Raw genomic sequence first — 24160 nt, forward strand, 5'->3', positions numbered from 1 at the left:
CGCCGTGGAATGCCTTCGGGAAATACCTGCGGGGCCCGAGCGGATTCGCGGGCCGCCGGCCGGGGCCGGCCGGTGTACCGACCGCGCGTCTCGCCGGGAAACCGGCCGTACGAATTCCTGACAAGGAGCATCATGACCGCGCACGACGTCGAGTACATAGAGCTCTACGCAAGCGACCAGAAGACCACCGTCGACTATTTCGTCTCGTCGTTCGGGTTCGCCGAGGCGGCCCGTGCCACGGCCGACGGGAAGGACTCGGTACTGCTGCGGCAGGACGGCGTCCAGTTGGTGATCACGTCGGGGCCGGCGACGGAGGACTTCCTCGCCGCGCACGGCGACGGCATCGCGGACATCGCGTTCGCCTGCGAGGACGCCGGTGCCGTCCGGGCCGGGGCGCTCGCGGCCGGGGGCCGGCCGCTCGGCGCCGGCGCCACGGGCGCGCCGGTGGTCTCCGGTTTCGGCGCGGTCCGGCACACCCTGGTCCAGCGCCCGGCGGGCACGACGCCGGGGCTGCCCGGTGACCGGCCGTGGGTCGCGGGCGCGACTCCCCCGGCCGACGGCCCGGCGGTCCCGGCGCTCCGCGCGCTCGACCACATCGCGGTGTGCCTCGACGCCGGTACGCTCCACGACATCGTCGGCTACTACCTCGACGGCTTCGGATTCGACCAGTTCTACAGCGAGTACGTCTCCGTCGGCGAGCAGGCGATGGATTCCATCGTGGTGCGCAGTCCGTCCGGTGGCATCACCTTCACCATCATCGAGCCGGACGTCACGAAGAAGCCGGGGCAGATCGATGAATTCCTGAAGCGCAACGGCGGCGGCGGTGCACAGCACCTCGCTTTCCTCGTGGACGAGATCGTGCCCGCGGTCGTGGAATTCCAGGACCGGGGTGTGGAGTTCCTGCAGACGCCCGACACCTATTACGACGTGCTCGCGGACCGCATTCCGCATCTGGCGGCGCAGATCGCGGACCTGCGCAAGACGAACGTGCTCGCCGACCGGGACGAGTGGGGCCATTTGCTGCAGCTGTTCACCCGCTCCCCCTTCGAGCGGCGGACCCTGTTCTTCGAGCTGATCCAGCGGCAGGGCGCGCAGGGCTTCGGCAGCTCCAACATCCGCGCGCTGTACGAGGCCGTGGAGCGGGCGCGGGCGGTCGCCTCGTGACCGTCGTCGATCCCGCGGTCGCGGCCGGGGCGGCGCTGACCCTCGACGCGTACGCGCGCCTGGCCCGCACCGGCCTGGACCCCGCCCACTGGGACTTCATCGAGGGCGGAGCGGGTGCGGAGCGGACCCTCGCCGCGAACCTGCGGGCGTTCGACCGGGTGCGGCTGCGTCCCCGGGTGCTGTCGGGGGTGGCCGAAGCGGACACCTCCTGCGAGATCCTCGGCCGCCGCTGGGCGGCGCCGGTGGGCGTCGCCCCCATGGCGTACCACACGCTCGTGCACCCCGACGGCGAGCCGGCGACCGTGCGGGCGGCGGGCGCGGCCGGGCTGCCGGTCGTCGTGAGCAGCTTCGCCGGGCGGGCCTTCGAGGAGCTGGCGGCCGTCGCGACCGCGCCGCTGTGGCTCCAGGTGTACTGCTTCCGCGACCGGGACACGACGCGCCGGCTCATCGAGCGCGCCCAGGACGCGGGCTTCGAGGCCCTGGTCCTGACCGTCGACACCCCCCGGCTGGGCCGGCGGCTGCGCGATCTGCGCAACGGCTTCCGGCTGCCAGAGGGCGTGTTGCCCGCCAACCTCCCCTCCCACGGGGTGGATTACTCCTCCCCGGCCGACCACGGGCGCACCGAGCTGGATCCCGCCCTGGACTGGTCCGTCGTGTCGTGGCTGCGGGAGGTCAGCACGCTGCCCGTCCTCCTCAAGGGCGTCATGACGGCCGAGGACGCGGCCCGTGCGGTGGCCGTGGGCGTGGACGGCATCGTCGTCTCCAATCACGGCGGGCGCCAACTGGACGGCGGGGCCGGGACGCTGGACGTCCTCCCCCGCGTCGCCGCGGCGGTCGCGGGCCGTTGCCCGGTGCTCGTCGACGGCGGCATCCGGCGGGGCACGGACGTCCTGGCGGCACTGGCCCTGGGCGCCGACGCGGTCCTGCTGGGCCGGCCGGTGCTGCACGGCCTGGCTGTCGACGGCGAGGAGGGCGTCGCGCGGGTCCTCGGCATCGTCGTCGACGAACTGGCCGACGCGATGGTGTTCACCGGGACCCCCTCGACCGGTGCGGCGGGCCCCTCGCTGCTGGAGCCGGGGGACGCGGCCCCGCCCGCCCGCCCGGAGCCCCCGGCACCCTCCCGGGTCGCGGCGGCACCCTCGTCCGGCCTGCGGAAGGAGGAGCTGCACCGCAGCGTCGCCGATCCGGTGCTCGACACCATGAACTTCCTCAACGAGATCACCGGGCGGTTCCCCGAGGCGGTGTCCTTCGCCCCCGGCCGCCCCTACGAGGAGTTCTTCGACACCGAGGACGTCTTCACGCACATCCGCCGCTACCTCGACCACCAGGCCGAGCAAGGTGTCTCCCCCGAGGCCGTCCGCACCTCCGTGTACCAGTACGGCCCCACCGCCGGGCTGATCCGGGAACTGATCGCCGACTCGCTCCGCAAGGACGAGGGCATCGACGTGGCACCCGAGTCGATCGTGGTCACGGTCGGCTGCCAGGAGGCCATGCTGCTCACCCTGCGTGCCCTGTTCGCCGGACCGGAGGACGTACTGCTGGTCGCGAGCCCCTGCTACGTGGGGATCACCGGGGCGGCCCGGCTGCTGGACATCCCGCTGACGGAGGTCGAGGAGCGCGACGGCGGCATCTCCTGCGCCGATCTCGAGGCGGCCGTCCGGGCCGAGCTGGCCCGGGGCAGACGGCCGCGTGCCTTCTACCTGGTGCCCGACCACTCGAACCCCTCGGGTAACACCCTTTCGCTGCGGGCCCGGGGCGAGCTGCTGGAGCTGGCGGCCCGCCACGATCTGCTGATCCTGGAGGACAGCCCGTACCGGCTGGTCAGCGCCGGGGAGCAGGTGCCGACGCTGAAGTCGATGGACCGTGCGCGGCGGGTCGTGCACCTCGGCTCGTACTCCAAGACGGTCTTTCCCGGCGCCCGGGTCGGCTTCGTCGTCGCGGACCAGCGGGTGGAGGACGCCTCGGGGACGGTCACGCTGCTCGCGGACGAACTCGCCAAGATCAAGAGCATGGTGACGGTGAACACCCCGCCGCTGAGCCAGGCGGCCGTCGCGGGGATGCTGCTGGCGTCGGACGGCCGCGTCTCCAAGCTCAACGCCGCCCCGGCCGCGCACTACGGGGACGTCCTGCGGGTGACACTGGAGCAGCTCGCCCGCCGCTTCCCCGAGGCGGGCCGGGCCACGTCCGGGGTGAGCTGGAACGAGCCGAGCGGTGGCTTCTTCCTCACCGTCCGGGTGCCGTTCCCCGCCGACAACGCGGCTCTGCTGCGCTCGGCCCGGGAGCACGGCGTCATCTGGACGCCCATGTCGTACTTCCATCCGGACGGCGGCGGGGAGCACACGATCCGGCTCTCCTTCAGCTACCTCTCGCCCGCCGGCATCGAGGAGGGCGTCGCCCGGCTGGCGCGCTTCGTCGAGGCGGAGACGCGGCGGTGGCGGGGGGAGGACGCGCGATGAGGACCGCCACGGTCATCGGGACCGGGCTGATCGGTACGTCCGTCGCGCTCGCGCTGACCCGGCGCGGGGTGACCGTGTACCTGGACGACGCGGACACCACCGCCGCCAGGACCGCGGAGGCCATGGGCGCCGGTTCGCTGCGGGTGCCGGACGAGCCGGTGGACCTCGCGGTGCTGGCCGTCCCGCCGGCGCACATCGGCACGGTGCTGGTGCGCGCCCAGCGGGCGCGGACCGCCCGGGCCTATACCGACGTCGCCAGTGTGAAGGCCCGGCCGCACCAAGAGATCCGGGCCGCCGGGGCCGATCCGGCCGGATACATCGGCGGCCACCCGCTGGCCGGTGGTGAGCGCTCCGGTCCGCTGGCGGCCCGCGCCGACCTGTTCGAGGGCCGGCTGTGGGTGCTGACCCCCTCCGAGCACACCGGCCGTGACGTCCTGAACCGGGCGCTGGAACTCGTCTCGCTGTGCGGCGGGGTGCCGGTGGTCATGGACACCGGTGCGCACGACCGCGCGGTCGCCCTCACCTCCCACGCACCGCATCTGGTCGCCGCCCTCATGGCGGCCCGGCTGGAGCACGCGGCGGAGGACGGCGTCCGGGTCTCCGGGCAGGGGCTGCGGGACGTCACCCGGATCGCCGCGGGCGATCCCGCCCTGTGGCGGGACATCCTCGACGCCAACGCCGACGCGGTCGCCGACGTCCTCGACGCCTACGCCGCCGACCTCGTCGGGGCCGTCCGCGCGCTGCGCGCGCTGGGCGGCCCCGACGGAGAGGCGCGCGACCGGGCCGGGGCCGCGCTGGAGGAGTTGCTGCTGCGCGGCAACCGCGGCCGGGCGCGCGTGGCGGCCAAGCCGGGCGCCCCGGCGGCGGACTTCGCCCCCGTCCCGGTGGTCGTCCCCGACGAACCCGGCGCGCTGGCCCGGCTGTTCGCGGCCGTCGGCGAGACCGGGGTCAACATCGAGGACGTCCGTATCGAGCACGCGCCGGAACAGCCGCGCGGGTTCGTCGAACTCCTGGTGGACCGCAACGCGGCCCCCGGCCTCGGCCGGCTGCTGAGTGTGGGCGGCTGGCACGTGACGGCCGACGACACCCTGACCGTCAATCTTCGCTGAGCGAACCGAAGGAAAGCTATGTCTTCAACACTTCCCGGCAGTGCGCCGGAAAGGCACCGTGTGGTGCTCACCGGATTCGGCGTGGTGTCCAGCATCGGCATCGGTGCCGCCGAATTCACCGAGAGCCTCAAGGCGGGCCGCAGCGGTGCGAAGCCCATCTCGATATTCGACGTCGAGGGCTTCGCGCACAGCAACGGCTGTGAGGTCTCCTCGTTCGATCCCGAGCAGTGGGTGCACAACACCCCCATTTCCTCTCTCGGCCGCGCGAGCCGCTTCGCGGTCGGCGCGGCCCGGATGGCCCTGCGGGACGCCGGCCTGGAGCCCGAGCGGCTCGCCGGCCGGCGCGGGCTGATCTCGCTGGGCACCACCGACGGCGAGTCCTACGAGCTCGACCGGCTGGTGGCCGTCGAACTCGCCGAGGGCCCCGAGCGGATGGACCCCGAGGTCGTCCGCCGGGTGTCCCCGGTGCGGCTGTCGACGGCCATCGCCCAGGAACTCGGCCTGACGAACGTGGAGGCGCAGACCATCGCGACGGCCTGCTCGGCGGGTAACTACGCGATCGGGTACGGCTTCGACGCGGTGAGTTCCGGCGAGGCGGAGTTCGCGCTGTGCGGCGGCGCCGACGCGATGTGCCGCAAGACGTTCACCGGCTTCTACCGGCTGGGCACCATCGCGCCCGAGTGCTGCCAGCCCTTCGACGTCAACCGCAAGGGCATCCTCACCGGCGAGGGCGCGGGCGTGCTGGTCCTGGAGCGCCTGGACTCGGCGCTGGCGCGCGGCGCCACGATCTACGCCGAGGTGCTCGGCTACGGGCTCAACTGCGACGCGTACCACCAGGTCGCCCCGAACGGTGCCAGCGTCGCGAACTGCATGGACATCGCGCTGAAGAACGCGGGGGTGAAGCCGGAGGAGGTCGATCTGATCTCCGCGCACGGCACCGGCACCAAGGCCAACGACATCACCGAGGCCCGCGCCATCCGTGACGTCTTCGGCAGCGCCCCGCCGCGCACGATCTCGCTGAAGTCGATGCTCGGCCACACGATGGGTGCCGCGAGCGCGCTCGGTGCGATCGCCAGCGGCCTCGCCATCGCCCACGGCTTCATCCCGCCCACGATCAACCACACCGAGACCGACCCCGAGTGCGAGATCGACTGCGTACCGAACCAGGCGGTCGAGGCGGACCTGCGGGTCGTGCAGAACAACGGCCTGGCGTTCGGCGGCAACAACGCGATCGTCATCCTCGGCAAATACGAGGAAAGCCAGGAGCACCGGGAGAGCCGGGAGAGCGCGGCATGAGTTTTCCGATCACCGGCATCGGCGCGGTGGCGAGCATCGGGAACACCCCCGATGAGATCTTCGCCGGACTGTGCGCGGGCCGCAGCGGGCTCGCCCCGCTGCGCGGCTTCGACCGGGAGAAGTTCAAGGCACAGCGGCTCTTCGAGATCGACGACCGGTCCGGGGAGGGCGACGAGCCCGGCCGGGCGACCCGCTTCCTCGTCGAGGCCGTGCGGCAGGCCGCCTCGGACGCCGGGCTCGGCGAGGACCTGAGCGGGGTGCCGATCCTGGTCGGCACGGGTCTGCGGGAGCTGCGGTCGCTGGAGCTGTGGTGGCGTGACGGCGTTCCCTTCGACGCCGCGGACCTGGACTTCGGTCCGGCGCTGCGGGAGCGGTTCGGGGCGCTGGACACCCATACCTTCGCCAATGCCTGCTCGGCGTCGCTGTACGCGCTGGCCCTGGGCTGGGACCTGCTGGAGCAGGGCGAGGCCGAGACGGTCATCGTGGCCGGCTGTGACGCGGTGACCGAGTCGATGTTCGGCCAGGCCGACCGGGTGCAGTTCGACCCGCCGCCCGCCGTGCGCCCGTTCGACGTCGCGCGGCAGGGCACCATCCTCGGCGAGGGGGCGGCCGCGGTCGTGCTGCGCCGGGAGACGGCCCCCGGCCGTCCGGTGCGCGGCTGGCTGCGGTCGGTGGCCGTCAACTGCGACGCCCGGCACCCCACGGCACCGGACCGGGAGGGCATCACGGCCTCCGTCCGGCAGGCCCACGCGGCGGCCGGGACCGCACCGGAGGACATCGACCTGGTGCTGCTGCACGGCACCGGGACCCCCGTCAACGACCTCATGGAGGCCCAGGTGACCGCCGAGGTCTTCGCCGGCGCGCGGCCGGCCCTGACCGGCATCAAGTCACAGACCGGCCACACCTCCGGCTCGGCCGGGCTGATGAGCCTGCTCGTGGCCCTGTCCGCCATCACCTCCGGGCGGATACCACCGATCGCCGGACTGTCGGATCCGCTGCCGGAGGCCGCGGGGCTGCGGCTGGTCACCGGCACCCCGCTGGCCGAGCCGGTGGGCGTCGCCCAGGTCAACGGCTTCGGGTTCGGCGGCGTCAACGCCGTGGCGATCGTGGCGGGTGCGGCATGAGCGTCGCGATCACCGGTGCGGGGCTGCTGCTGCCCGGACTCACCGACCCCCGGGGCCTGCTCGGGCCCGCCGCGCCCGGCGACCGGGTCGACCCCGCCGCCCTGATCGGCAAGAAGGGGCTGCGCTACAAGGACCGGGCCACCCAGCTCGGGCTGTGCCTCGCCTCGGCCGCGCTGGCCGACGCGGGACTGCTGACGGCGGACGGGCTCACCGTGCCCGGTGACCGGGTCGGCGTCGTCGTCAGCACCAATCTCGGCAACGCCGACACGGTCTGCCGGGCGGTCGCGACCATCGCGAAGGAGGGCACCGCCGGGCTCAGCCCGATGGACACCCCCAACGCCTCCAGCAACATCACCGCCTCGGAGACCGCGATCCGCTTCGATCTGCGCGGCCCGAACCTGACGGTGTGCAACGGCGTCACCTCCGGTCTGGACGCGGTGCGCTGGGCGGCGCTGACGGTCCGGTCCGGCCGCGCCGACCACATGCTCGTCCTGGGAGTGGAGCCCGACAACGAGGTGACGCGGGCGCTCGTGGGCGGACCCGTCGTGGACGGCGGCGCGGCCGTGGTCCTCGGCCGTGCCGGGGACGGCGACCGGGCCAAGGTCACGCTCGGCCCGGCGGTCCGGGCCGCCTCCCCGGCCGCCTGCGCGGACGAACTGACCCGCATGGCACCCGGCGGCGCCGGGTGGTTCACCGACGACCCGGCGCTCGTGCCGGCCGGCGCGCAGTACTTCGGCCCGCACGGCTGGGGCGAGTGCTCCGGCGCGCTGGGCGTCCTGCAGTGCGCCGCGGCCGTCGGCTGGGCCGCCAGTGGGCGGACCGAGCCGGTGTACGCGCTGCTCGGCGGGGCCGGTACGGCCTCCGCCGGGCTCGCCCTCACCCCCTGCGGGCCCACCTCATGAGACAGGTCGTGCTGCTGCACGGGCTCGGCAACAACGGCGCCATCTGGTCGCGCACCCGGGAGCACCTTCCTTCCGACGTGCGGGTGCACACCCCCGATCTGCCCTGGCGCAGCGACGGGATCGACACCTGGCGCTTCGAGACCGACTCGGCGGGCCGGCTCGCCGAGATCCTGGCCGCCGTGCCCGGCGGGCCGGACCTGGTGGTCGCCCACTCGTTCACCGCGCTGCCCCTGCTGGAGCTGCTCGCCCGCCGGGCACTGGCGGGCGAGCGGCCGGGGACGGCGGGGGTGGTCCTGGTGACGCCGTTCTACCGGCGGGACCCGGACGACTTCCACTGGAACATGATCGCGCCACTGCTGGACAGCTTCCCCGAGACGATGTCGGAGGCCATCCGGCTGCAGTCCGGTGACCGGCCCGTCCCGGCGGACCTGCGGGCCGACATGGCCCGCAGGCTCTGCGAATGGATCGGCCCCTACGGGTGGCTGCGGTTCTTCGACGCCTATCTCAACTCACCCCGGCTGCGCCTGGACGCGATCACCGTGCCCGCTCTGGTGATCGGCGCGGAGCGGGACGTCACGGCGCCCGTCGCCGAGGCCCGGCACCTCGCCGCGGACCTGCCGGCGGGCGAGGCGCTGATCCTGCCCGAGGGCGGCCACTTCCCGATGCTGGACCGGCCGCGTGCCTTCGCCGAGGCGGTGACCGCGTTCCTCGACCGCGTACCGGCCCGGCTCGCCCCGGCCCGCTGAACACGAACCGAAGAAAAGCGAACCGACATGACCGAATTGAAGGAGTCAGCGATGAGCCCGGTGCTCGATCCCGCTGTGGCGGCGCTGCTGGACCAGAAGACCACGACCCGGCTGCGCCCCGTTTTCGAGGGCAACAACATCAGCTTCGCGATCGGCTTCAAGCACATCAACTACGTGGCGGAGGCGGCGGTACTGAGCCACTTCCGTGCGGCGGGGCTGTCCGTCGGCTCGATGTACAAGCGCTTCGGCCTGGGCTTCGAGGTCGTGGAGCTGCGCTCCCGGCTCGGTGCGCTGCTGGACGTCGACGACGAGGTGGAGGCGGAGGTCACCCCGGCGACGAAGGACGGCGCCACCGAGTTCACCTTCAAGGTCGCGCAGTTCGTCGAGCGGGACGGGGAGCGCCTGAAGTGCGCCACGTCCACGGTGCGGGTGGCGCTGCGGATCGACGACCACATCGCCGCCTCACAGGCGTACCCGGCGGGCCTGGAGCGGTTCGCCGTGCGCACCCTGGGTTCCGGGGACCGGCTGGAGCTGGCCGCGACGCCGAGCCCGTACGGCAGCCTCGTCGAGGGCCGTGGGACCGTCGACGGCGACCCGGTGCTCGACGAGCTGATCGGTGAGGACAACGCGTTCGGCTGGCGCTGGCGGATGCCCTACTTCTACTGCCACTTCAACGACCGGGTGCAGATGTCGGGCTTCCTGCGGGTGATGGAGGAGGTCGAGGACCTCTTCCTCGCCTCCCGCGGCCTGGCGATCAAGGAGGTGCTGGACACCCGGAACTGGATCCCGGTCGTCACCCAGTCGGAGCTGCGGCTGCTCGACGAGACGCTGATGGAGGAGGAGCTGTACACCGTCTACACCATCGAGAACGTCTTCAAGAGCCTTCTCTACACCGCGCGGATGGACTGCTACGTCATCCGTGACGGCGCGCTGGTGCGGACCGTGACCGGCACCATCACCCACGGCTATCTCACCGAGCACGCCCCCAACGAGTGGTCGATGGCGACGTTCGACGAGGCGACGGTCTCCGCGCTGAGCACCCCGAAGCGGGTGGCCGCATGAGCACCGCGACCGTGTCCCGGCCGGTGATCTCGGCGTGGTCGGCAGTGTCCCCCTTCGGCATCGGCGCCGAGGCCCTGGTCGAGGGGTTGCGGGCCGGGCGGGCGACGTCCGCGCCGGTGGACACCGCGCGCTGGCGGGTACCGGAGGGCGACGCCCACCTGGTGCCGGGCTTCGAGGTCCGCGAGGTGCTGGGAAAGAAGGGCACCCGTTCCATGGACCGGGTGACCGGGCTCGCGGTGACCACCGTGGGTGCCCTGCTGGAGCAGCCGGGGGCCGACCGGGACCGGGAGACCGGGGACCGGGCCGCGCTGGTGCTGGGCACCACCACGGGCAGCGTCGCCAGCATGATGGACTTCACCCGCAGCTCCCTGGTGGGGGCGCGGCCGTTCGACGTCGACCCGGCGCAGATGCCCAACGCGGTGATGAACTGCGCGGCGGGCCAGTGTGCGATCTGGTACGGCATGCGCGGGCCCAACACCACCCTGGCGGGCGGCCGGACGGCCAGCCTGTCGGCGGTGAACTACGCGACGCGGCTGCTGTCCTCCGGGCGGGCGGATTCGGTGCTGTGCGGCGCGGCGGAGGAGTTCTCCTCGGCCCGCTACTGGCTGGAGCGGCACAGCCGGGAGCCCGGTGCGGGCGGTCCGGCGCTCGGTGAGGGCTGCGCAATGCTGCTCATCCAGCCCGCCGGCACCGCCAGCCCGGAGCGTCCCGCGCTCGCCGAGATCCTGGCGGTCGAGTCGCGGGTGGCGTTCGGCGAGGACGTGCGGGTGACGCTGGAGGCCTGTGTACGGTCCGCGCTCGCCGCGTCCGGCGGCGCGGCGGAGGAGGTGTGGGCGGCCAGTCACAGCGAGGCCCCCGGCGTGGCCGGGCTGGTCGAGCGCGAGGTACTGGCCTCGGTCGTGGGCGCGCGGGCGCTGGAGCGGGTGCCGGACGTCGGCACGCTGGGCGATGTCTCGGCCGCCTCCGGCGCGTTCCAGATCGCGATGCTGCTGGCCACCGCCGACGGTGACGCCGAGGCGGCCGGCCGGCTCGCGGTGGCGACCTCGGTGGACCGGGACGGCTCGCTGTCCTGTGCGGTGCTGCGGCTGGCGGCGTCATGACCGCCACCCTGGCACGGGAGCCCGGCATCAGCCCGGTGGCCGGGCACGTAACCGTGGTCTCCCCGCGGGGGGAGGACGGGAGCGCGGCGACCCGGTTCACCGTCTCCCCCGACGAGCCGGTGTTCGCCGGGCACTACCCGGACTTCCCGATCTTCCCGGGGGTGTGCGTGGTGGACTGCGCGCACCGCGGCGCGCTGGCCACGGCGCCGGAGCCGGTCGAGCTGGCGGCTGTGGAGTCGGCCCGGTTCACGGGGCCGGCGTTCCCCGGCGACGTGCTGGACTTCGCGCTGAAGTGGCGTCGCAAGGACGGCGACTGGCGGATGTCGGCGACCGCCGCCACCGCGCGCGGCGCCGCCGCGTCCGTCCGGCTCAGGTACCGGGCGGCGGGCAGTGCCCCGCAGCCGCCGGACGCCGGCCACGACACCGTGGCCGGGCGTCCGCGCGGGGAGGCGGAACCGCCCGAGGTGGCGAGCCTGCTGCCGCACCGGTACCCGATGCTGCTGGTCGACCGGATCACGGCACTCGACCCGGGCGAGCGGATCACCGTCGTCAAGTCCGTCACACACAACGAGCCCTGGTACGCGGGGCTCACCCCCGGCCGGGACCTCGCCTACCCGGCGTCCCTGCTGATCGAGTCCTGGGGGCAGGCCGCCGGGCTGCTCGCCTCGGCGGCAACGCCCGGTGCCCGGAGCCAGGTGATGCTGTTCGGGTCGGTGTCGCAGGCGGTCTTCCACCGCCCCGTCCTCCCCGGTGACGTCATCGAGCACCGCATCACGCTGTCCCGGTCGCTCGGCGACTCGGTGATCTTCGAGGGCGAGAGCCACAGCGGCGCGGGCCCGGTGATGTCCGTCGGGCAGATGGTGATGGCCTTCCGCCCCGGCGATCATCTGCGGCCCGCCTGACCCCCCGGTGACGAGCGAACTCCCGGCCCTGAAGGAAGACATGACGCAACAGCCGAAACTCTCCAAGTACTGGATGCTCACCGACGACTTCACCCAGAACCCCTACCCGGTTCTGGAGCGGGTCCGCGAGGAGCAGCCGGTCTCCAAGCTCCATATGCCGGGAGGCGGACACGCCTGGGTGGTGACCCGGCACGAGGACGCCAAGGCGGCCCTCTCCGATCTACGGCTCAGCCGTGACATCCACACGCACTACCAGCTGATCTCCAAGCTGACCGGGACCACCCTCACGCCTCCCCCGGAACACGCCAACCATCTGGCGAACCTCGAACCGCCGCGGCACACACCGCTGCGCAGGGCCATCAGCGCGGCATTCACCCCCCGCCGGGCGGACGCCCTCCGGCCGGGCATCGAGGCCGTGGCGGACGAGCTGCTGGACCGGCTGGCCGCGAAGGGGGGCGCCGATCTGATCGCCGACTACGCCGATCCGCTGCCGGTGATCGTCATCGCCACGCTGATGGGCGTGCCGGCCACGGCCTGGCCCGACTTCCTGCGCTGGTCGACGGAGCTGCGGGCGACCGACCCGACCGACCCCGCGGCGGACCGCACGGTCAAGGAGCTGTCGGCCTACATGGCGGCGCTCATCGCGGAGAAGGAGCGTGAGCCCGGCGACGATCTGATCTCCGCGCTCATCCACGCCGATCCCGACCGCCGGCTGAGCAACACGGAGATCCTCTCCACCAGCTTCGCGCTGATGACGGGCGGCAACGACACCACCGCCAGCCTCATCGGCGGTGTGCTGAAGACCCTCCTCACCCACCCGGAGGAGCGCGCCGAACTGCTGGCCGCACCCGGCCGGTGGACGGCGGAGATGGACGAGCTGATCCGTTACGTCAGCCCCATCTCCAACACGCTCCAGCGGGTCACGCTGGAGCCGGTGGAGATCGGCGGGGTCACCATCCCCGCCGACGAGATCGTCATCATTTCCGCGATGTCGACCAACCGTGACCGGTGCCCGTTCCCCGAGCGGCCCGACGAGCTGGACCTGAAGCGCCCCAAGCCCGCCCACCTCAGCTTCGGCCACGGCATCCACTACTGCTCGGGCGCGCACCTGGCCAAGCTGATGACGGAGGTGGCGGCGCGCCGCTTCTTCGCCAGGTTCCCCGGCGCCCGGCCGGCGGCCGACCCGGACGGGCTCCGCTACGTACAGAGCATGGTGGTGCGTCCCCTGGAGTCCCTGCCCGTGGTGTGGTGAGCGCGGGCACCGCGGACGCGCGAGGCGATGCCGCCCCCGGCCGGGGGCGGCATCGCCGGACGCTTCAGCGCTGGGCCCGGAAGATGACGAAGAGGATCCGCAGACACAACACACCGCTGAAGACCATCAGGTGGTACCCGATGACCTCGAAGAGCCGGATCGAGGCGGTGACCATCGGCCCGCCGTGGGCGTGCAGCAGGATCACCGACATCAGCCCGGTGGTGGCCGCGAGGATGGTGAGCAGGATCTCGTGGACGAGGGCGCGGATGTAGCGGCGGTCCCGGCTGTCGGCGAACACCCGCACGTTCACCCCGAGCCGGCCCTCCTCCAGGGCGCTGGTGACCCGGTCCATCCGGCGCGGCAGCCGCCGCAGCGCGGACAGCGCGGAGTACAGCTCGCTCTCCAGCGGGGCACCGACCGAGGCGAAGCCGCCCATGCTTCCCGCGCGTTTGTCGGCCGCCGCCCAGGAGCGTGACTCCGCCACGATGTCGAAACCGGGCGACAGCCGGGTCAGTGTCCCCTCCAGGGTCGCCAGCGCGCGGAACACCGCGGCGACCTCGGGCGGGATGCCCAGCCCGTGCAGGGAGACCAGCTGGAAGAGGTCGACGAACACCTTCACGTCCGGCGCGGAGCCCGGGGTGAAATGACGTGCCATGAACCGGCCCAGCGAGCGCTCCAGCTCCTGCTCGTCGATCTCCTCCGGCCTGGCCACCAGATCCAGCAGCGCGTCCCGCAGGGCGGCGGAGTCGGCGTGGTGCACCGCCATGAGGAAACGCCGCAGCGCCGCCCGTATCTGCCCGTCGAGCCGGCCGACCGAGCCGAAGTCGACGAGGCCGACCCGGCCGTCGTCGAGGAGCAGGATGTTGCCCGGGTGCGGGTCGGCGTGGAACGTGCCGTCGACCAGGACCTGGGTGAGCAGGCTGCCGAGCAGCGAGCGCGCGAGTTCGGACCGTTCCTCCGGCGAACCGCCCAGCCGCCCGTCGTCCGCGCTGATGGGCTTGCCCGGCAACCGCTCCAGCACGAGGACGAGTTCGCCGCTGAGGTCCTCGCAGGTGTCGGGGATGGCCACGGCCGCGCCCGCCGCGCGCTGCGCCCACGCGGCCCGGACGGTCGCCAGGTTGCGTGCCTCCACCCGGAAGTCGAGTTCCTCGCGCACCGAGCCGGCGAAGCCTTCGGCCAGGTCGATGATGCCGAGGGTGCGGGCCCAGCGGGCGCGCCGGTCCAGCACCCGGGCCATCCGGCAGATGATGTCCAGGTCCCGTTCGACGTTCGCCCGGACGCCGGGGCGCTGGACCTTGACCACGACCGCGCCGCCGGAGTGCAGCCGGGCGAGGTGGACCTGCGCGATCGAGGCCGCGGCGAGCGGCTCGTGGTCGAAGTCGGCGAAGACGTCCTCGGGGGGCTTGCCGAAGGACTCCCGAAGTTGCTGGGCGATGCGGTCCGGGCGCTCCGGCGGCACCTGGTACTGCAGCCGGCTCAGCTCCTGGATGAACTCCGCCGGCAGCAGGTCGTGCCGGGTCGACAGCACCTGTCCCAACTTGACGAAGGTCGGCCCGCCCTCCTCCAGCGCCTGGCGCAGCGGCCGGGCGAGCCGGGCGATGCCCGGTTCGCGCCCCGCGCGGCCGCGGCCGCGCAGATAGGGCCGCAGCCCGTGCCGCAGCGCGATGCCGCTGATCTGCGAGTAGCGGCGGGCCCGCACGGCGCGGGAGCGCACCGCGCGCAGCCACCCGGTGGTCGAACCGCTGGGGACGACCATCTCCGAGACCGCCAGGAACCCCATGGCCAGCAGCAGGGCGCAGCCCATCTGTACGCCCATCAGCAGTCCGCGCCGGTCCGGGGTGCGGATGACGGTGCTGAAGAGCAGGATCCCGCCGAGGGCCACGCCCCCGGTCAGCAGGGTGCGCACGCCGCCCACCCGTACCCCCAGGAGCCGTCGCGCGATCACCGGGTAGACCACCAGGAACAGCGTGAAACTGGCCGCCGCGGCGACGGCGATCGCTATCGTCATGCATATTCCTTAAAGAACGCGGATCGTCTCGGAATCTGGATCTCTCGAAATTCTTCTAACAGGCCGTTCTCATCGGGAACAAGGCGTCTCGCAACAAGCTGCCAGCACAAAGCGGGGCCCGGCGTCGTCGGGGGTTTCGACGCGGGGCCCCGCAGCTTGGGGTGGACGGTCAGCCCATGGCCTCGATGAGGCTCTTCGGGCGCATGTCGGTCCAGTTCCGCTCGACGTACTCCAGGCAGGCGGCGCGCTTGTCCTGGCCGAAGACGCTCGTCCAGCCGGCCGGGATCTCCGCGAAGGCGGGCCACAGGGAGTGCTGGTTCTCGTCGTTGACGAGAACGACGTAGTCGGCGTTCTCGTCCTCGAAGGGGTTGCTCATGATGCTGTTCCTTCCGTGCGGGTCGTAGCGGTGGTCGCTCCGACGGCCCGGGCGTCCCGTACCGTCTGGGCGAAGGCGGGGAGCCGGTCGATTCCCCAGAACTTGTCGCGGCGGTGGATGAAGAAGGGCACGCCGAACACCCCGTCCCGCTCCATCTCGCGGAGGATATCGAGGCCGCGCGAGCGCAGTTCCTCGTCGTCCACCGCGTTCGCCACCCGGTCCGGGTTCAGGCCCAGTTCCTCGGCGACGCCGGCGATGACCTTCCGGTCCGCGATGTCGAGGCCGCGCTCCCAGCGGGCCGCGCTGACCGCGCCGATGTAGTCACGGCCGCGGCCCTCGTCCTGCGCCACCAGATAACCGAGGTGGGACACGGCCCAGTTGGGGTTCTTGTCGATGGGCCAGGCGACGGACAGTCCCCGTTCGGCACTCAGCCGCTTGACGTCCTGGAGGATGTAGAAGTGCTTCTCCTTGGACATGGGGACGTACGGGAGCCGGACGCCCTCCTCGGCGAGCAGCCGGTTGCTGACCTCGTCCGGCTCCCAGTACGGGCGCCATTCGATGGCGTCCGCGACATCCGGGTACCGTTCGGTGAGGTCACGGAACGCGAGCCACGAGTACGGGCTGCGCAGTGAGAAATACCAGCGCGGTGGCTTGATGGCCAACGAATGCCTCCTGGAAATACCGGGGCCCGGCGCAGCCGGTGTGTCCGGGCGTGACTAGATGGTGATGCCGCCGTCGATCTGCAGGACCGAACCGGTGACATAGCCGGCCCGGTCGGAGGCGAGATACCCCACGAGGTCGGCGACCTCCTCGGCGCTGCCCAGCCGCCCGAGCGGCACCTGCTCCAGGGCCTTTTCCTTGACGGCGCCGGTGAGCACGGAGGTCATGTCCGTGTCGATGAAGCCCGGGGCCACCACATTGACGCGGATGCCGTAGCGGCCCACTTCCTTGGCGAGGGCCCGGGAGAATCCGATGATCCCCGCCTTGGACGCGGAGTAGTTCGTCTGGGTGCCGTTGCCGTACACCCCGGCCACGGAGGAGAGATTGACGATCGCTCCCGACTTCCGTTTCATCATCGAGAACACCACGGCGCGGCAGAGGTGGTAGACGCCGTCGAGATTGACGTCGAGCACCTGGTGCCACTGGTCATCGGTCATCATCACCAGCGGGTTGTCGCGGGTGATGCCCGCCGCCGTCACCGCCACGTCGACGGGTCCGAGCAGCTCCTCGGTCTCGGCGACCAGGGCCTTGACCGCCTCGGCGTCGGTCACATCGGCCTTGCGGGCCAGGACGCGGACACCGATCTCGGTGACCTGCTTCTCCAGCTCGCGGGCGGCCTCGTCATTGGACTGGTAGCAGAAGGCGACATCGAAGCCGTCCCGCGCCAGTCGCAGCACCGTCGCCCGCCCGATGCCACGCGAACCGCCCGTGACAAGGGCGACCCGGGTGTCCTTGCTCGTCATTGCTCTCCCTCAACCTTTGCGTCGGCCGCACCGGCCTGTGCTGCCCGTGGCGGCGGTGATGCCCTGGCGAGAATCAGCAGGGCATCGACCGACCCCCGCTACCAGCCGGCGGACTCCGCGACGACCTCGTGGACACCCTTGAGATGGACCATGCGGGACAGCTCCGACTGGTCGATGACGATGCCGAACTCCTTCTCCAGCGCGGCCAGGATCTCGATGGCCCGCAGCGAGTCCGCGCCGTGGTCCTCCTTGAAGAGGCTGGTCTCGGTGACCTCGTCCTCCTCGAGTTCGAGAATGTCGCAGATGATTTCGCTGATCTTGGCCAGGCGCTCTTCGTACGTACCGCTCACGACGGATTCAGCCCTTTCGGTTTGCCGACTTATTTCAGCCACAATGACGAAACTCGGTCGGACACATTTCTAGGAGGCGTGGCCGACCACCGGCAAGGCGGCTTTCAGCAAGCTGCCACTCGTCACCGTCCGGGCCGTGGCGGGGCCCGGTGGCGGGGCGTTGACCGGCTGCGCTGTCAACAAGCGGACACCGTTCGCGCACGTCGCCGCCGCGCCCCGCGCCCGATGGGAACCTGATGCCTATTCGTGGGGCGGAGCGCGTGCTTCCGTGCCGGTCTCCCCTCGAGCACCTACCGCTGGCCGGAGTCGGAAGTCCGGGCAGTGGCGAAGCCTTTTCCTTTAAGGAGCCCCATGTTCGGACGAGTCGGACGGTTCTGTGTCAACCGCCCGTGGCTGACCATCGTGGCTTGGATTGTCGCGGCGATAGCGCTCAGCGCGCTCGCGCCTTCACTCAAGCCCACCGATGACCAAGCCGACTTCCTGCCTTCGCACTATCAATCGGTGCAGGCGGCGAAGCTGCAGGAAAAGGCCTTCCCGCAGCGGGAGCAGCCGGCCGCCATCATCGTATTCCAGCGGTCCGACGGCGGAAAGCTGACGGCTTCCGACAAGGAGGCCGTGGGCAAGGTCGCGAAGAACCTGCGGGACCGGAAGTACGACAAGATCAAGCAGGTGCTGTCGGACCCGGCCGCAGTGTCCGCGGACGGCACGATCGCCCTGGCGAACGTCCTCGCCGACACCAAGAACGTCTACGACGACGACGTGGTCGACGCGGTCAAGCGGATGCGCGCGGACGCCAAGGCCCCGCTGGGCGGCACCGCGCTGAAGATGGGCATCACCGGTTCGGCGGCCACGGCCCTGGACACCCGGGAGTCCTCCGGCAACACCGACGGCATGATCATGATGGCCACGCTGGGCCTCATCATCGTGCTGCTGGGAATCATCTTCCGCAGCCCCCTCATCGCGTTCCTGCCGGTGCTCACCATCCTCGTGGTCTTCACCGTGGCCAACGGGCTGATCGCGACAGCCAGCGAGCTGGGCGGGCTCAAGGCGGACCAGAGCGTCTCGGCGCTGCTGATCGTCGTCCTCTTCGGCGTCGGCACCGACTACATCCTGTTCCTGCTGTTCCGCTACCGGGAAGCGCTGCGGGCCGGTGAGCAGCCCAAGAACGCACTGGTGAACGCCGTGAGTTCGGTGGGCGAGACCATCGCCTCCGCGGCCGGCGCGGTCATCGTGGCCTTCCTGGCGCTGCTGCTGTCGACCATGGGCAGCATGCGGTCCCTCGGCCCGTCCCTGGCGATCGCGGTCGCGGTGACCCTGGTGGCCGCCCTCACCCTCGTCCCCGCCGTCTTCTCGCTGCTGGGCACCAAGGCCTTCTGGCCGTCCAAGGCGTGGCAGAAGCAGCCGCGGAACACGACGGCCAACCGCATCGGTTCGCTGGTCAGCCGGCGTCCGGCGGCCGTGGCCGCGGTGTCGGCGGGCGTCCTCGCGGTGCTCGCGGTCGGCGTCTTCGGCTTCAAGGCCGAGTTCGACTCGGAGAGTTCACTGCCCAAGGACCTGGAGTCGGTCCAGGCCATGGAGGTCCTCCAAAAGGGCTTCGCCGCCGGCGGCGCCGATCCGACGCTGGTGTACCTGGAGGCGAAGGACGGCGGAAAGCTGGAACGAGGCGAACTCAAGGCGTTCCACGACGCGCTCACCGGCGTACCGGGAGTGGGCCAGGTCTCCCCGGCCGTGCCCAGCCCCAAGGGCGACGTCGCGCAGTTCAGCGTGGTGCTGAAGTACCGGCCCGCCGAGGACAAGGCGATCTCCCTGGTCTCGGGCCCGCTGCGCGACGCGGCCGACAAGGCGGCGCCGGAGGGCAGCAAGGCCCTGGTGGGCGGCACGACGGCCGTTCTGGCCGACATCGAGACGGCGGTCAACCACGACTACAAGGTGGTCTTCCCGGTGGCGGGCATCGCCATCATGATCATCCTCGGTCTGCTGCTGCGAAGCGTCGTGGCCCCGCTGTATCTGATGGTGTCGGTGGGCCTGGGCTTCGCGGCGACGCTGGGCTCCACGGTGTGGCTGTTCCAGGGGGCGCAGGGTGAGAAGGGGCTGTTGTTCATGCTCCCGGTCATCGTGTACCTCTTCGTGGTGGCGATCGGTACCGACTACAACATCCTGATGGTGGCCCGGCTGCGCGAGGAGGTCCGCAAGGGCACCGCGCCCCGGGAGGCCGTCCGGCTCGCCGTCGCCCAGTCCGTGCCGACCATCAGCGCGGCGGCGGTCATCCTCGCCGGTACGTTCGGCGTGCTGATGCTCGCCGACAACAGCATGCTCCAGCAGATGGGCTTCGCGGTGTCGTTCGGCATCCTGCTGACCGCGTTCATCATGGCGCTGCTGCTGGTGCCGACCCTGACGACGTTGCTGGGCGAGAAGGCGTGGTGGCCCGGGCACCAGGCGCCGGACGCCGTGGCGCCGGTGGGCACCCCCCGGGAGTCCGGGGACCGGGAGGTCTCCGGATCCGCTGCCAGGTGACGCTCCGACTCGGCGGGCGGCCGGCACCACCAGGTTCCTGGTGGTGCCGGCCGCCGGCCGTTTCCTCCGCTGCCCCGGCAGCACAGAGCCCCGACGGCGTGGACGCCGTCGGGGCTCGTGCGGTCGTGCGGTCAGGGACGCGGCGCCTCCAGGCGCCCGCGGATGTCGGTGATGAGTTCCGTGCGCCGGTCGGTCAGATAGAAGTGGCCGCCGGGCAGGACCACCATGTCGAATCCGCCGGGGGCGATGCGGGACCAGTCGCGGACGGCGCCGGGGGCCACGTCGGGGTCGCTGTCGCCGACGTAGGCGACGACGGGGCACGGCAGCGGGACGCCGGGCCGGGCCGGGTAGTCCGCGACGATCCGGAAGTCCGTCCGGACGGCCGGGAGCACGAGGTCCCGCAGGTCGGGGTCCTCCAGCAGGGCGGCGTCGGTCCCCCCGAGCCGGCGGACCTCCGCGACGAGACCGTCGTCGTCGAGGTCTTTCGTGCGGGGCGTGAGCAGGTGCGGCGGCTTGCGGCCGGACACCAGCAGGACGGCGGGCGCCACCCCGTACCGCTCGCGCAGCCGCAGCGTCACCTCGTATCCGAGGGAGGCGCCCATGCTGTGGCCGAAGACGGCCAACGGTGTGCCGGTGTACGGCGCCAGCTCCTCGGCGAGCGCGTCGGCCATCCCTTCCATGGTGGTGACGAACGGATCGGCGATCCGTTCCTGGCGCCCCGGGTAGCGGGCGACCATCACCTCCACGTCGTCCCCGAAGGCATGTCCCCAGGAATGGAAGAAGCTGGCCGAGCCCCCGGCGTGCGGGAGGCAGAGCAGGCGCAGCCGGGGCGGCGCGGTGGTGGGGAACCGGCGCAGCCAGCTGCTTCGGAGGTCTACTGCCATGGTGCGGGGAATCTCCTCACTCGGGTGGGCTCAGCCCAGCGCTTCGGGGCTGTTCACGGACACCACGGGGGTGTCCGGGGAGATCCGGCGGACCAGCCCGGCCAGGGTCTTGCCCGGGCCCAGCTCGATCAGGCGGCGGCAGCCCAGGCGGTCGACGAGGGTCCGCACGCTCTCCTCCCACAGCACGGGAGAGGTCAGCTGCCGGGCGCCGAGCGCGGGCCAGTCACCGGTGCCGGCGTACGGCTCCGCGTCGACGTTGGCGACCACGGGCAGGTGGGCGGGGGCGAAGAGGGTGTTCTTCAGGGCCCGGGAGAGGACGTCCGCGGCGGGCTCCATGAGCGGGCTGTGGAAGGCGCCGCCGACCTGCAGCCGGATCATCTTGGCGCCGATGGAGGGCGCCGCCTCGGCGGCGCGTTCGACGCCCTCGACGGTGCCGGAGATCACCGTCTGGCCCGGTGCGTTGATGTTGGCCACCCACACTTCGGCGCCCGACTCCCGCAGGACGTCCACGAGTTGCCGTACGTCTTCCAGGGGCGCGCCGACGAGGACGCCCATGGTGCCCTCGCGCCGGCGTGCGGCCTCCCGCATGGCGCGGCCGCGTGCGGCGACCAGCGCGGCGGCCTCACGGACGGTGAGGACCCCGGCGGCGGTCAGCGCGGTGTACTCGCCGAGGCTGTGGCCCGCGCAGGCCACGACGGTGCCGTCCAGCGCGCCGCGGCGCACCGCCTCGGCGTGGGCCATCGCCGAGACGGTGAAGACGGCGAGTTGGGCGAGATCGGTTCTGCGCAGTTCCGCGTCGGGGGTGCGCAGCAGGATTTCGGGCAGGTCCTCACCGGTTGCCTCGGACACCTCGGCGGTGACGCACCAGGAGGCGGTCTCCCGCCAGGGTTCACCCATCCCTTGGCGCTGAGTTCCCTGTCCGGGAAATACCAGGGCGATCGGCATCGGATTCATCGAATCACCTTACGAACAGAGGTCATGGACGGCGTGGAGCCCGGAAGCCGCATTTGCGGCTCCGGGCCCACGCACGACGGCACACGAAGGGGGCGGGGCCGTCGGACGGGAAGGCATTCCCTGTGGGGTGAAATGCCTTCCGCGCCTCCCATGGAACGGTGCGTACGGTGACCGCGGCAACGGGCCGTTCAGGAAGCTGCCACGTACGCGGCCGAGGCGGGCCGGCCGGGGCCGGGGCCCGGGGGGCCGGTCGTCCAGGACGGCGGCAGCAGCCGCAGCTCCGCCGCCCGTACGCCCGCCTGGAACCGGGAGCGGGCGCCCAGCAGCGTCATGATCTCGGCGACGTAGCGCCGGTAGGTGCGGACGGAGACGGTCAGTTCCCTGGCGGCGACCTCGTCGGTGACGCCGGCGCGCAGCGCGCCGAGGATCTGCCGGGCGAGGTCGGCCCGTGACTGGTCGCCGAAGAAGACGCGTTCGTTCACCGGCACCGCTCCCCGCCACACGCCCTCGACCAGGGTGTGCAGGGCGTGGAGTATCTCCGGTGCCTGGACGACCGAGGCCCGGCGGCCGTGGGCGGACTCGGCGACCACCAGGCCGCGGGAGCCGTCGACGATCAGGGCCTGGATCGGAGGCAGTCCGGCCACCCTGATCGACACGGGCCGGTCGCGGCCGGCCTGTTCGCGGACGAAGTACTCGTCCAGCAGGGCGGGGGTGCTCAGCAGCCGCACCCGGACGGCGTCGGAGGCGTCGGAAAGCAGGTCCCGTTCGGCCTCCCGGGGCTGGCCCTCGTGTCCGACGCTGCGGCCGTGGATGATGTCCACGCTCTCCACGGCCCCGTTGATCAGTTCCTGTGCCGTGTCGAGGATCTCGCCGTACCCGCCGTCCACCGTGTCGATCAGCCGGCTGCCGGTCCGCCGGCTGCGGTGCTGGGTGACGGCGGTCTCGATCAGCGCGCGGATCTCGCGGAGCGCGTGCTCCAGATCCCCTTCGCCGGTCCCCCGGGCGCTCATCGGCCCGCTCCGCTCACCGGACGTCTTCGGTCGCCGCGCCGTGTGCCGTACCGGTCTCTGTTCAGTGACATGTGTCCGTCTCTCCCCCGTAGTTGCTCGGCTCTGGGTCCGAGTGTGCCCGCCCGGCGCACCGCGCCGGGTCTCGTCTAGACGGTTCTGTCGGGCAGCAGCCCCAGCTCCACGGCGCGTACACCCGCCTGGAAGCGGGATGTCGCGTCGAGTTCACGCATGATCTCCGCGACGTGGCGGCGGTAGGTGCGCAGTGAGACGCCCACCTCGCCCGCGGCCTCCTCGTCGGTGTAGCCGGCGCGGAGCTTTTCCAGGATCCGGCGTGCCATGTCGGTCCGCAGCCGCGTGCCCAGCCCCAGATGGACGGAGAGCGGGCGGGCGCCGGACCAGGCGCCGGCGAAAAGAAGTTCAAGTGCGCGAACGGCGGCGGGGTCCTTCACGACGGCGGCGTGCCCGTCGGGGACAGCGGCCTTGGAGTGCACCAATGCCACGGCCCCGTCGACGACGAGCAGCTCGCGCATCTCGCCTTCGGCGACCCGGATTTCCATCGGTACGTCGCGCACTTGATCGGCCAGGGCCAGCAGTTCGGGTACGGCGCCGGCCGCCCAGAGCATCCGCACCGCGACGCGGGGCGGGAGGCCTGAGCCGCTGCGGGCGGCGCCGGCGCCGCGCTCCGCGAGCGCTCTCGTGACGGCCGCCACGAAGGCTCCGGCCCCGGTCACGGTGACGCTCACCGAGTGCCGTACGCCGTCCAGGAACTGGCCGACCGCGTCCGCGATGAGGTCGCCGTCCAGCCGCGAGAGCAGCACCGGGGCCTCGAACCGTTCCTGGTGCAGGGAGAGCGTGGACTCGATCAGGGCGTCGGCTTCCAGCAGGGCCTGCTCCACGCGCGTGGCGTGATCCGTGTGGTCCCCGTCGTGCGCCCGATCCGTTCCGTCGGCCCCTGGTGGACCTACCGGCGTACCAGCCATTTCCCGTACCCCCGATTGTCGAACCTGTAAGGCCGACACAGCCGCCCGGTCAGACCAATTACGGTTCCGGCAGCCCCACCGCAGGCACACAAAACCGGCTGGTCGGCGTGCGTCCCTCATTGTCGCCGGGCCCGGCCGGGCCCGCAAGGAACGCGGTTGATCACCGAGACGATAGTTCTCCCCCCGGTACCGGTCAACGCGGGGATTCCGGTACGGCGACCGCGCACGGGCCCGACCGGGCCCCATTCCGATTCCGGCGGCGGCCCCCGGCACGGCGACGCACTGTCAGCAAGCTGCACCGCTCCGGCTACAACCGGAATTAAGTCTTTCCGGTTACCGTACGGTAAATCACCATACGGTCACCCTCAGTAGCCACACTGTCCTTTACTGGCCACTGTCCCGCGTGTCACCCCGCCGTCGAACTACGGTCACCCTGTGACCACAAGCTGCACACGGACACCACGAGCAACACGGGAACCGCAGCCGCAGCCACTGCGTCACCGTTAAA

Annotated in this window: 21 protein-coding genes; 12 read left to right on the top strand and 9 right to left on the bottom strand. The window is 71.9% G+C overall.

The features are described from left to right. Positions 1 to 132: 132 nt before the first annotated feature. The 11 genes from hppD to ACZ6MA_RS10805 are packed head-to-tail and all read left to right on the top strand — an operon-like array spanning position 133 to position 13113. On the top strand, positions 133 to 1164 hold the full coding sequence (hppD, locus tag ACZ6MA_RS10755) for a 4-hydroxyphenylpyruvate dioxygenase (protein WP_469432757.1): 1032 nt from the start codon (positions 133 to 135) through the stop codon (positions 1162 to 1164). After that, positions 1161 to 3620 carry an aminotransferase class I/II-fold pyridoxal phosphate-dependent enzyme gene (locus tag ACZ6MA_RS10760; RefSeq protein ID WP_469432759.1) on the top strand — a complete coding sequence of 820 codons (2460 nt, stop codon included), beginning with the start codon at positions 1161 to 1163 and terminating at the stop codon, positions 3618 to 3620. The genes hppD and ACZ6MA_RS10760 overlap by 4 nt, the downstream gene beginning before the upstream one ends. Then, positions 3617 to 4729: a prephenate dehydrogenase gene (locus tag ACZ6MA_RS10765; RefSeq protein WP_469432761.1), complete on the top strand. Its 1113-nt coding sequence runs from the start codon at positions 3617 to 3619 to the stop codon at positions 4727 to 4729. The genes ACZ6MA_RS10760 and ACZ6MA_RS10765 overlap by 4 nt, the downstream gene beginning before the upstream one ends. Positions 4730 to 4747: 18 nt before the next feature. Continuing rightward, positions 4748 to 6025, top strand: coding sequence for a beta-ketoacyl-[acyl-carrier-protein] synthase family protein (locus tag ACZ6MA_RS10770; protein ID WP_469432763.1), 1278 nt, complete (start codon positions 4748 to 4750; stop codon positions 6023 to 6025). After that, on the top strand, positions 6022 to 7149 hold the full coding sequence (locus ACZ6MA_RS10775; protein ID WP_469432764.1) for a beta-ketoacyl synthase N-terminal-like domain-containing protein: 1128 nt from the start codon (positions 6022 to 6024) through the stop codon (positions 7147 to 7149). The genes ACZ6MA_RS10770 and ACZ6MA_RS10775 overlap by 4 nt, the downstream gene beginning before the upstream one ends. Further along, positions 7146 to 8051 carry a beta-ketoacyl synthase N-terminal-like domain-containing protein gene (locus ACZ6MA_RS10780; RefSeq protein WP_469432765.1) on the top strand — a complete coding sequence of 302 codons (906 nt, stop codon included), beginning with the start codon at positions 7146 to 7148 and terminating at the stop codon, positions 8049 to 8051. Before ACZ6MA_RS10775 ends, ACZ6MA_RS10780 begins: the two co-directional genes overlap by 4 nt. Continuing rightward, positions 8048 to 8797 (top strand): alpha/beta fold hydrolase, encoded by a 750-nt coding sequence (locus ACZ6MA_RS10785; protein WP_469432767.1) that lies wholly within the window; start codon positions 8048 to 8050, stop codon positions 8795 to 8797. Before ACZ6MA_RS10780 ends, ACZ6MA_RS10785 begins: the two co-directional genes overlap by 4 nt. A gap of 51 nt (positions 8798 to 8848) precedes the next feature. Continuing rightward, the gene (locus ACZ6MA_RS10790) at positions 8849 to 9859 is read left to right on the top strand and encodes a hypothetical protein (RefSeq protein ID WP_469432768.1); all 1011 of its coding nucleotides are present in this window, start codon (positions 8849 to 8851) and stop codon (positions 9857 to 9859) included. Beyond that, on the top strand, positions 9856 to 10959 hold the full coding sequence (locus ACZ6MA_RS10795; protein ID WP_469432769.1) for a beta-ketoacyl synthase N-terminal-like domain-containing protein: 1104 nt from the start codon (positions 9856 to 9858) through the stop codon (positions 10957 to 10959). The genes ACZ6MA_RS10790 and ACZ6MA_RS10795 overlap by 4 nt, the downstream gene beginning before the upstream one ends. Further along, positions 10956 to 11861, top strand: coding sequence for a 3-hydroxyacyl-ACP dehydratase FabZ family protein (locus ACZ6MA_RS10800; RefSeq protein WP_469432770.1), 906 nt, complete (start codon positions 10956 to 10958; stop codon positions 11859 to 11861). Before ACZ6MA_RS10795 ends, ACZ6MA_RS10800 begins: the two co-directional genes overlap by 4 nt. Before the next feature lie 40 nt (positions 11862 to 11901). After that, on the top strand, positions 11902 to 13113 hold the full coding sequence (locus ACZ6MA_RS10805; RefSeq protein ID WP_469432772.1) for a cytochrome P450 family protein: 1212 nt from the start codon (positions 11902 to 11904) through the stop codon (positions 13111 to 13113). A 64-nt stretch (positions 13114 to 13177) separates the two neighbouring features. Here the strand turns inward: ACZ6MA_RS10805 and ACZ6MA_RS10810 are convergent, their stop codons facing one another. The 5 genes from ACZ6MA_RS10810 to ACZ6MA_RS10830 all read right to left on the bottom strand — a co-directional run bounded on the left by ACZ6MA_RS10810 (position 13178) and on the right by ACZ6MA_RS10830 (position 17310). After that, positions 13178 to 15121, bottom strand: a complete 1944-nt coding sequence (locus tag ACZ6MA_RS10810; protein ID WP_469432774.1) for an ABC1 kinase family protein — start codon at positions 15119 to 15121, stop codon at positions 13178 to 13180. Between the two features lie 169 nt (positions 15122 to 15290). After that, positions 15291 to 15497, bottom strand: a complete 207-nt coding sequence (locus ACZ6MA_RS10815) for an MbtH family protein (protein ID WP_469432775.1) — start codon at positions 15495 to 15497, stop codon at positions 15291 to 15293. Next, a complete protein-coding gene (locus ACZ6MA_RS10820) occupies positions 15494 to 16159 on the bottom strand; it encodes a DsbA family protein (RefSeq protein ID WP_469432777.1) in 666 nt (221 codons plus the stop codon). Before ACZ6MA_RS10820 ends, ACZ6MA_RS10815 begins: the two co-directional genes overlap by 4 nt. 54 nt (positions 16160 to 16213) lie before the next feature. Further along, complete coding sequence (fabG, locus tag ACZ6MA_RS10825) at positions 16214 to 16960, bottom strand: 3-oxoacyl-[acyl-carrier-protein] reductase (RefSeq protein WP_469432779.1); 747 nt, start codon at positions 16958 to 16960, stop codon at positions 16214 to 16216. A 98-nt stretch (positions 16961 to 17058) separates the two neighbouring features. Beyond that, on the bottom strand, positions 17059 to 17310 hold the full coding sequence (locus tag ACZ6MA_RS10830; RefSeq protein ID WP_469432780.1) for an acyl carrier protein: 252 nt from the start codon (positions 17308 to 17310) through the stop codon (positions 17059 to 17061). Positions 17311 to 17661: 351 nt separating this feature from the next. On the opposite strand from ACZ6MA_RS10830, the gene ACZ6MA_RS10835 reads away from it, so the two are divergent. Beyond that, the gene (locus ACZ6MA_RS10835) at positions 17662 to 19824 is read left to right on the top strand and encodes an MMPL family transporter (RefSeq protein WP_469432782.1); all 2163 of its coding nucleotides are present in this window, start codon (positions 17662 to 17664) and stop codon (positions 19822 to 19824) included. A gap of 131 nt (positions 19825 to 19955) precedes the next feature. Here the strand turns inward: ACZ6MA_RS10835 and ACZ6MA_RS10840 are convergent, their stop codons facing one another. The 4 genes from ACZ6MA_RS10840 to ACZ6MA_RS10855 all read right to left on the bottom strand — a co-directional run bounded on the left by ACZ6MA_RS10840 (position 19956) and on the right by ACZ6MA_RS10855 (position 23568). Continuing rightward, a complete protein-coding gene (locus tag ACZ6MA_RS10840) occupies positions 19956 to 20708 on the bottom strand; it encodes a thioesterase II family protein (protein WP_469432784.1) in 753 nt (250 codons plus the stop codon). 30 nt (positions 20709 to 20738) lie between these two features. Further along, on the bottom strand, positions 20739 to 21662 hold the full coding sequence (locus ACZ6MA_RS10845) for an ACP S-malonyltransferase (protein ID WP_469432786.1): 924 nt from the start codon (positions 21660 to 21662) through the stop codon (positions 20739 to 20741). Positions 21663 to 21850: 188 nt separating this feature from the next. Beyond that, positions 21851 to 22672: a LuxR family transcriptional regulator gene (locus ACZ6MA_RS10850; protein WP_469432787.1), complete on the bottom strand. Its 822-nt coding sequence runs from the start codon at positions 22670 to 22672 to the stop codon at positions 21851 to 21853. 146 nt (positions 22673 to 22818) lie between these two features. After that, on the bottom strand, positions 22819 to 23568 hold the full coding sequence (locus tag ACZ6MA_RS10855) for a DNA-binding response regulator (protein WP_469432789.1): 750 nt from the start codon (positions 23566 to 23568) through the stop codon (positions 22819 to 22821). Positions 23569 to 24160 lie beyond the last annotated feature (592 nt).

The organism is Streptomyces sp. NPDC042259 (assembly GCF_055582085.1).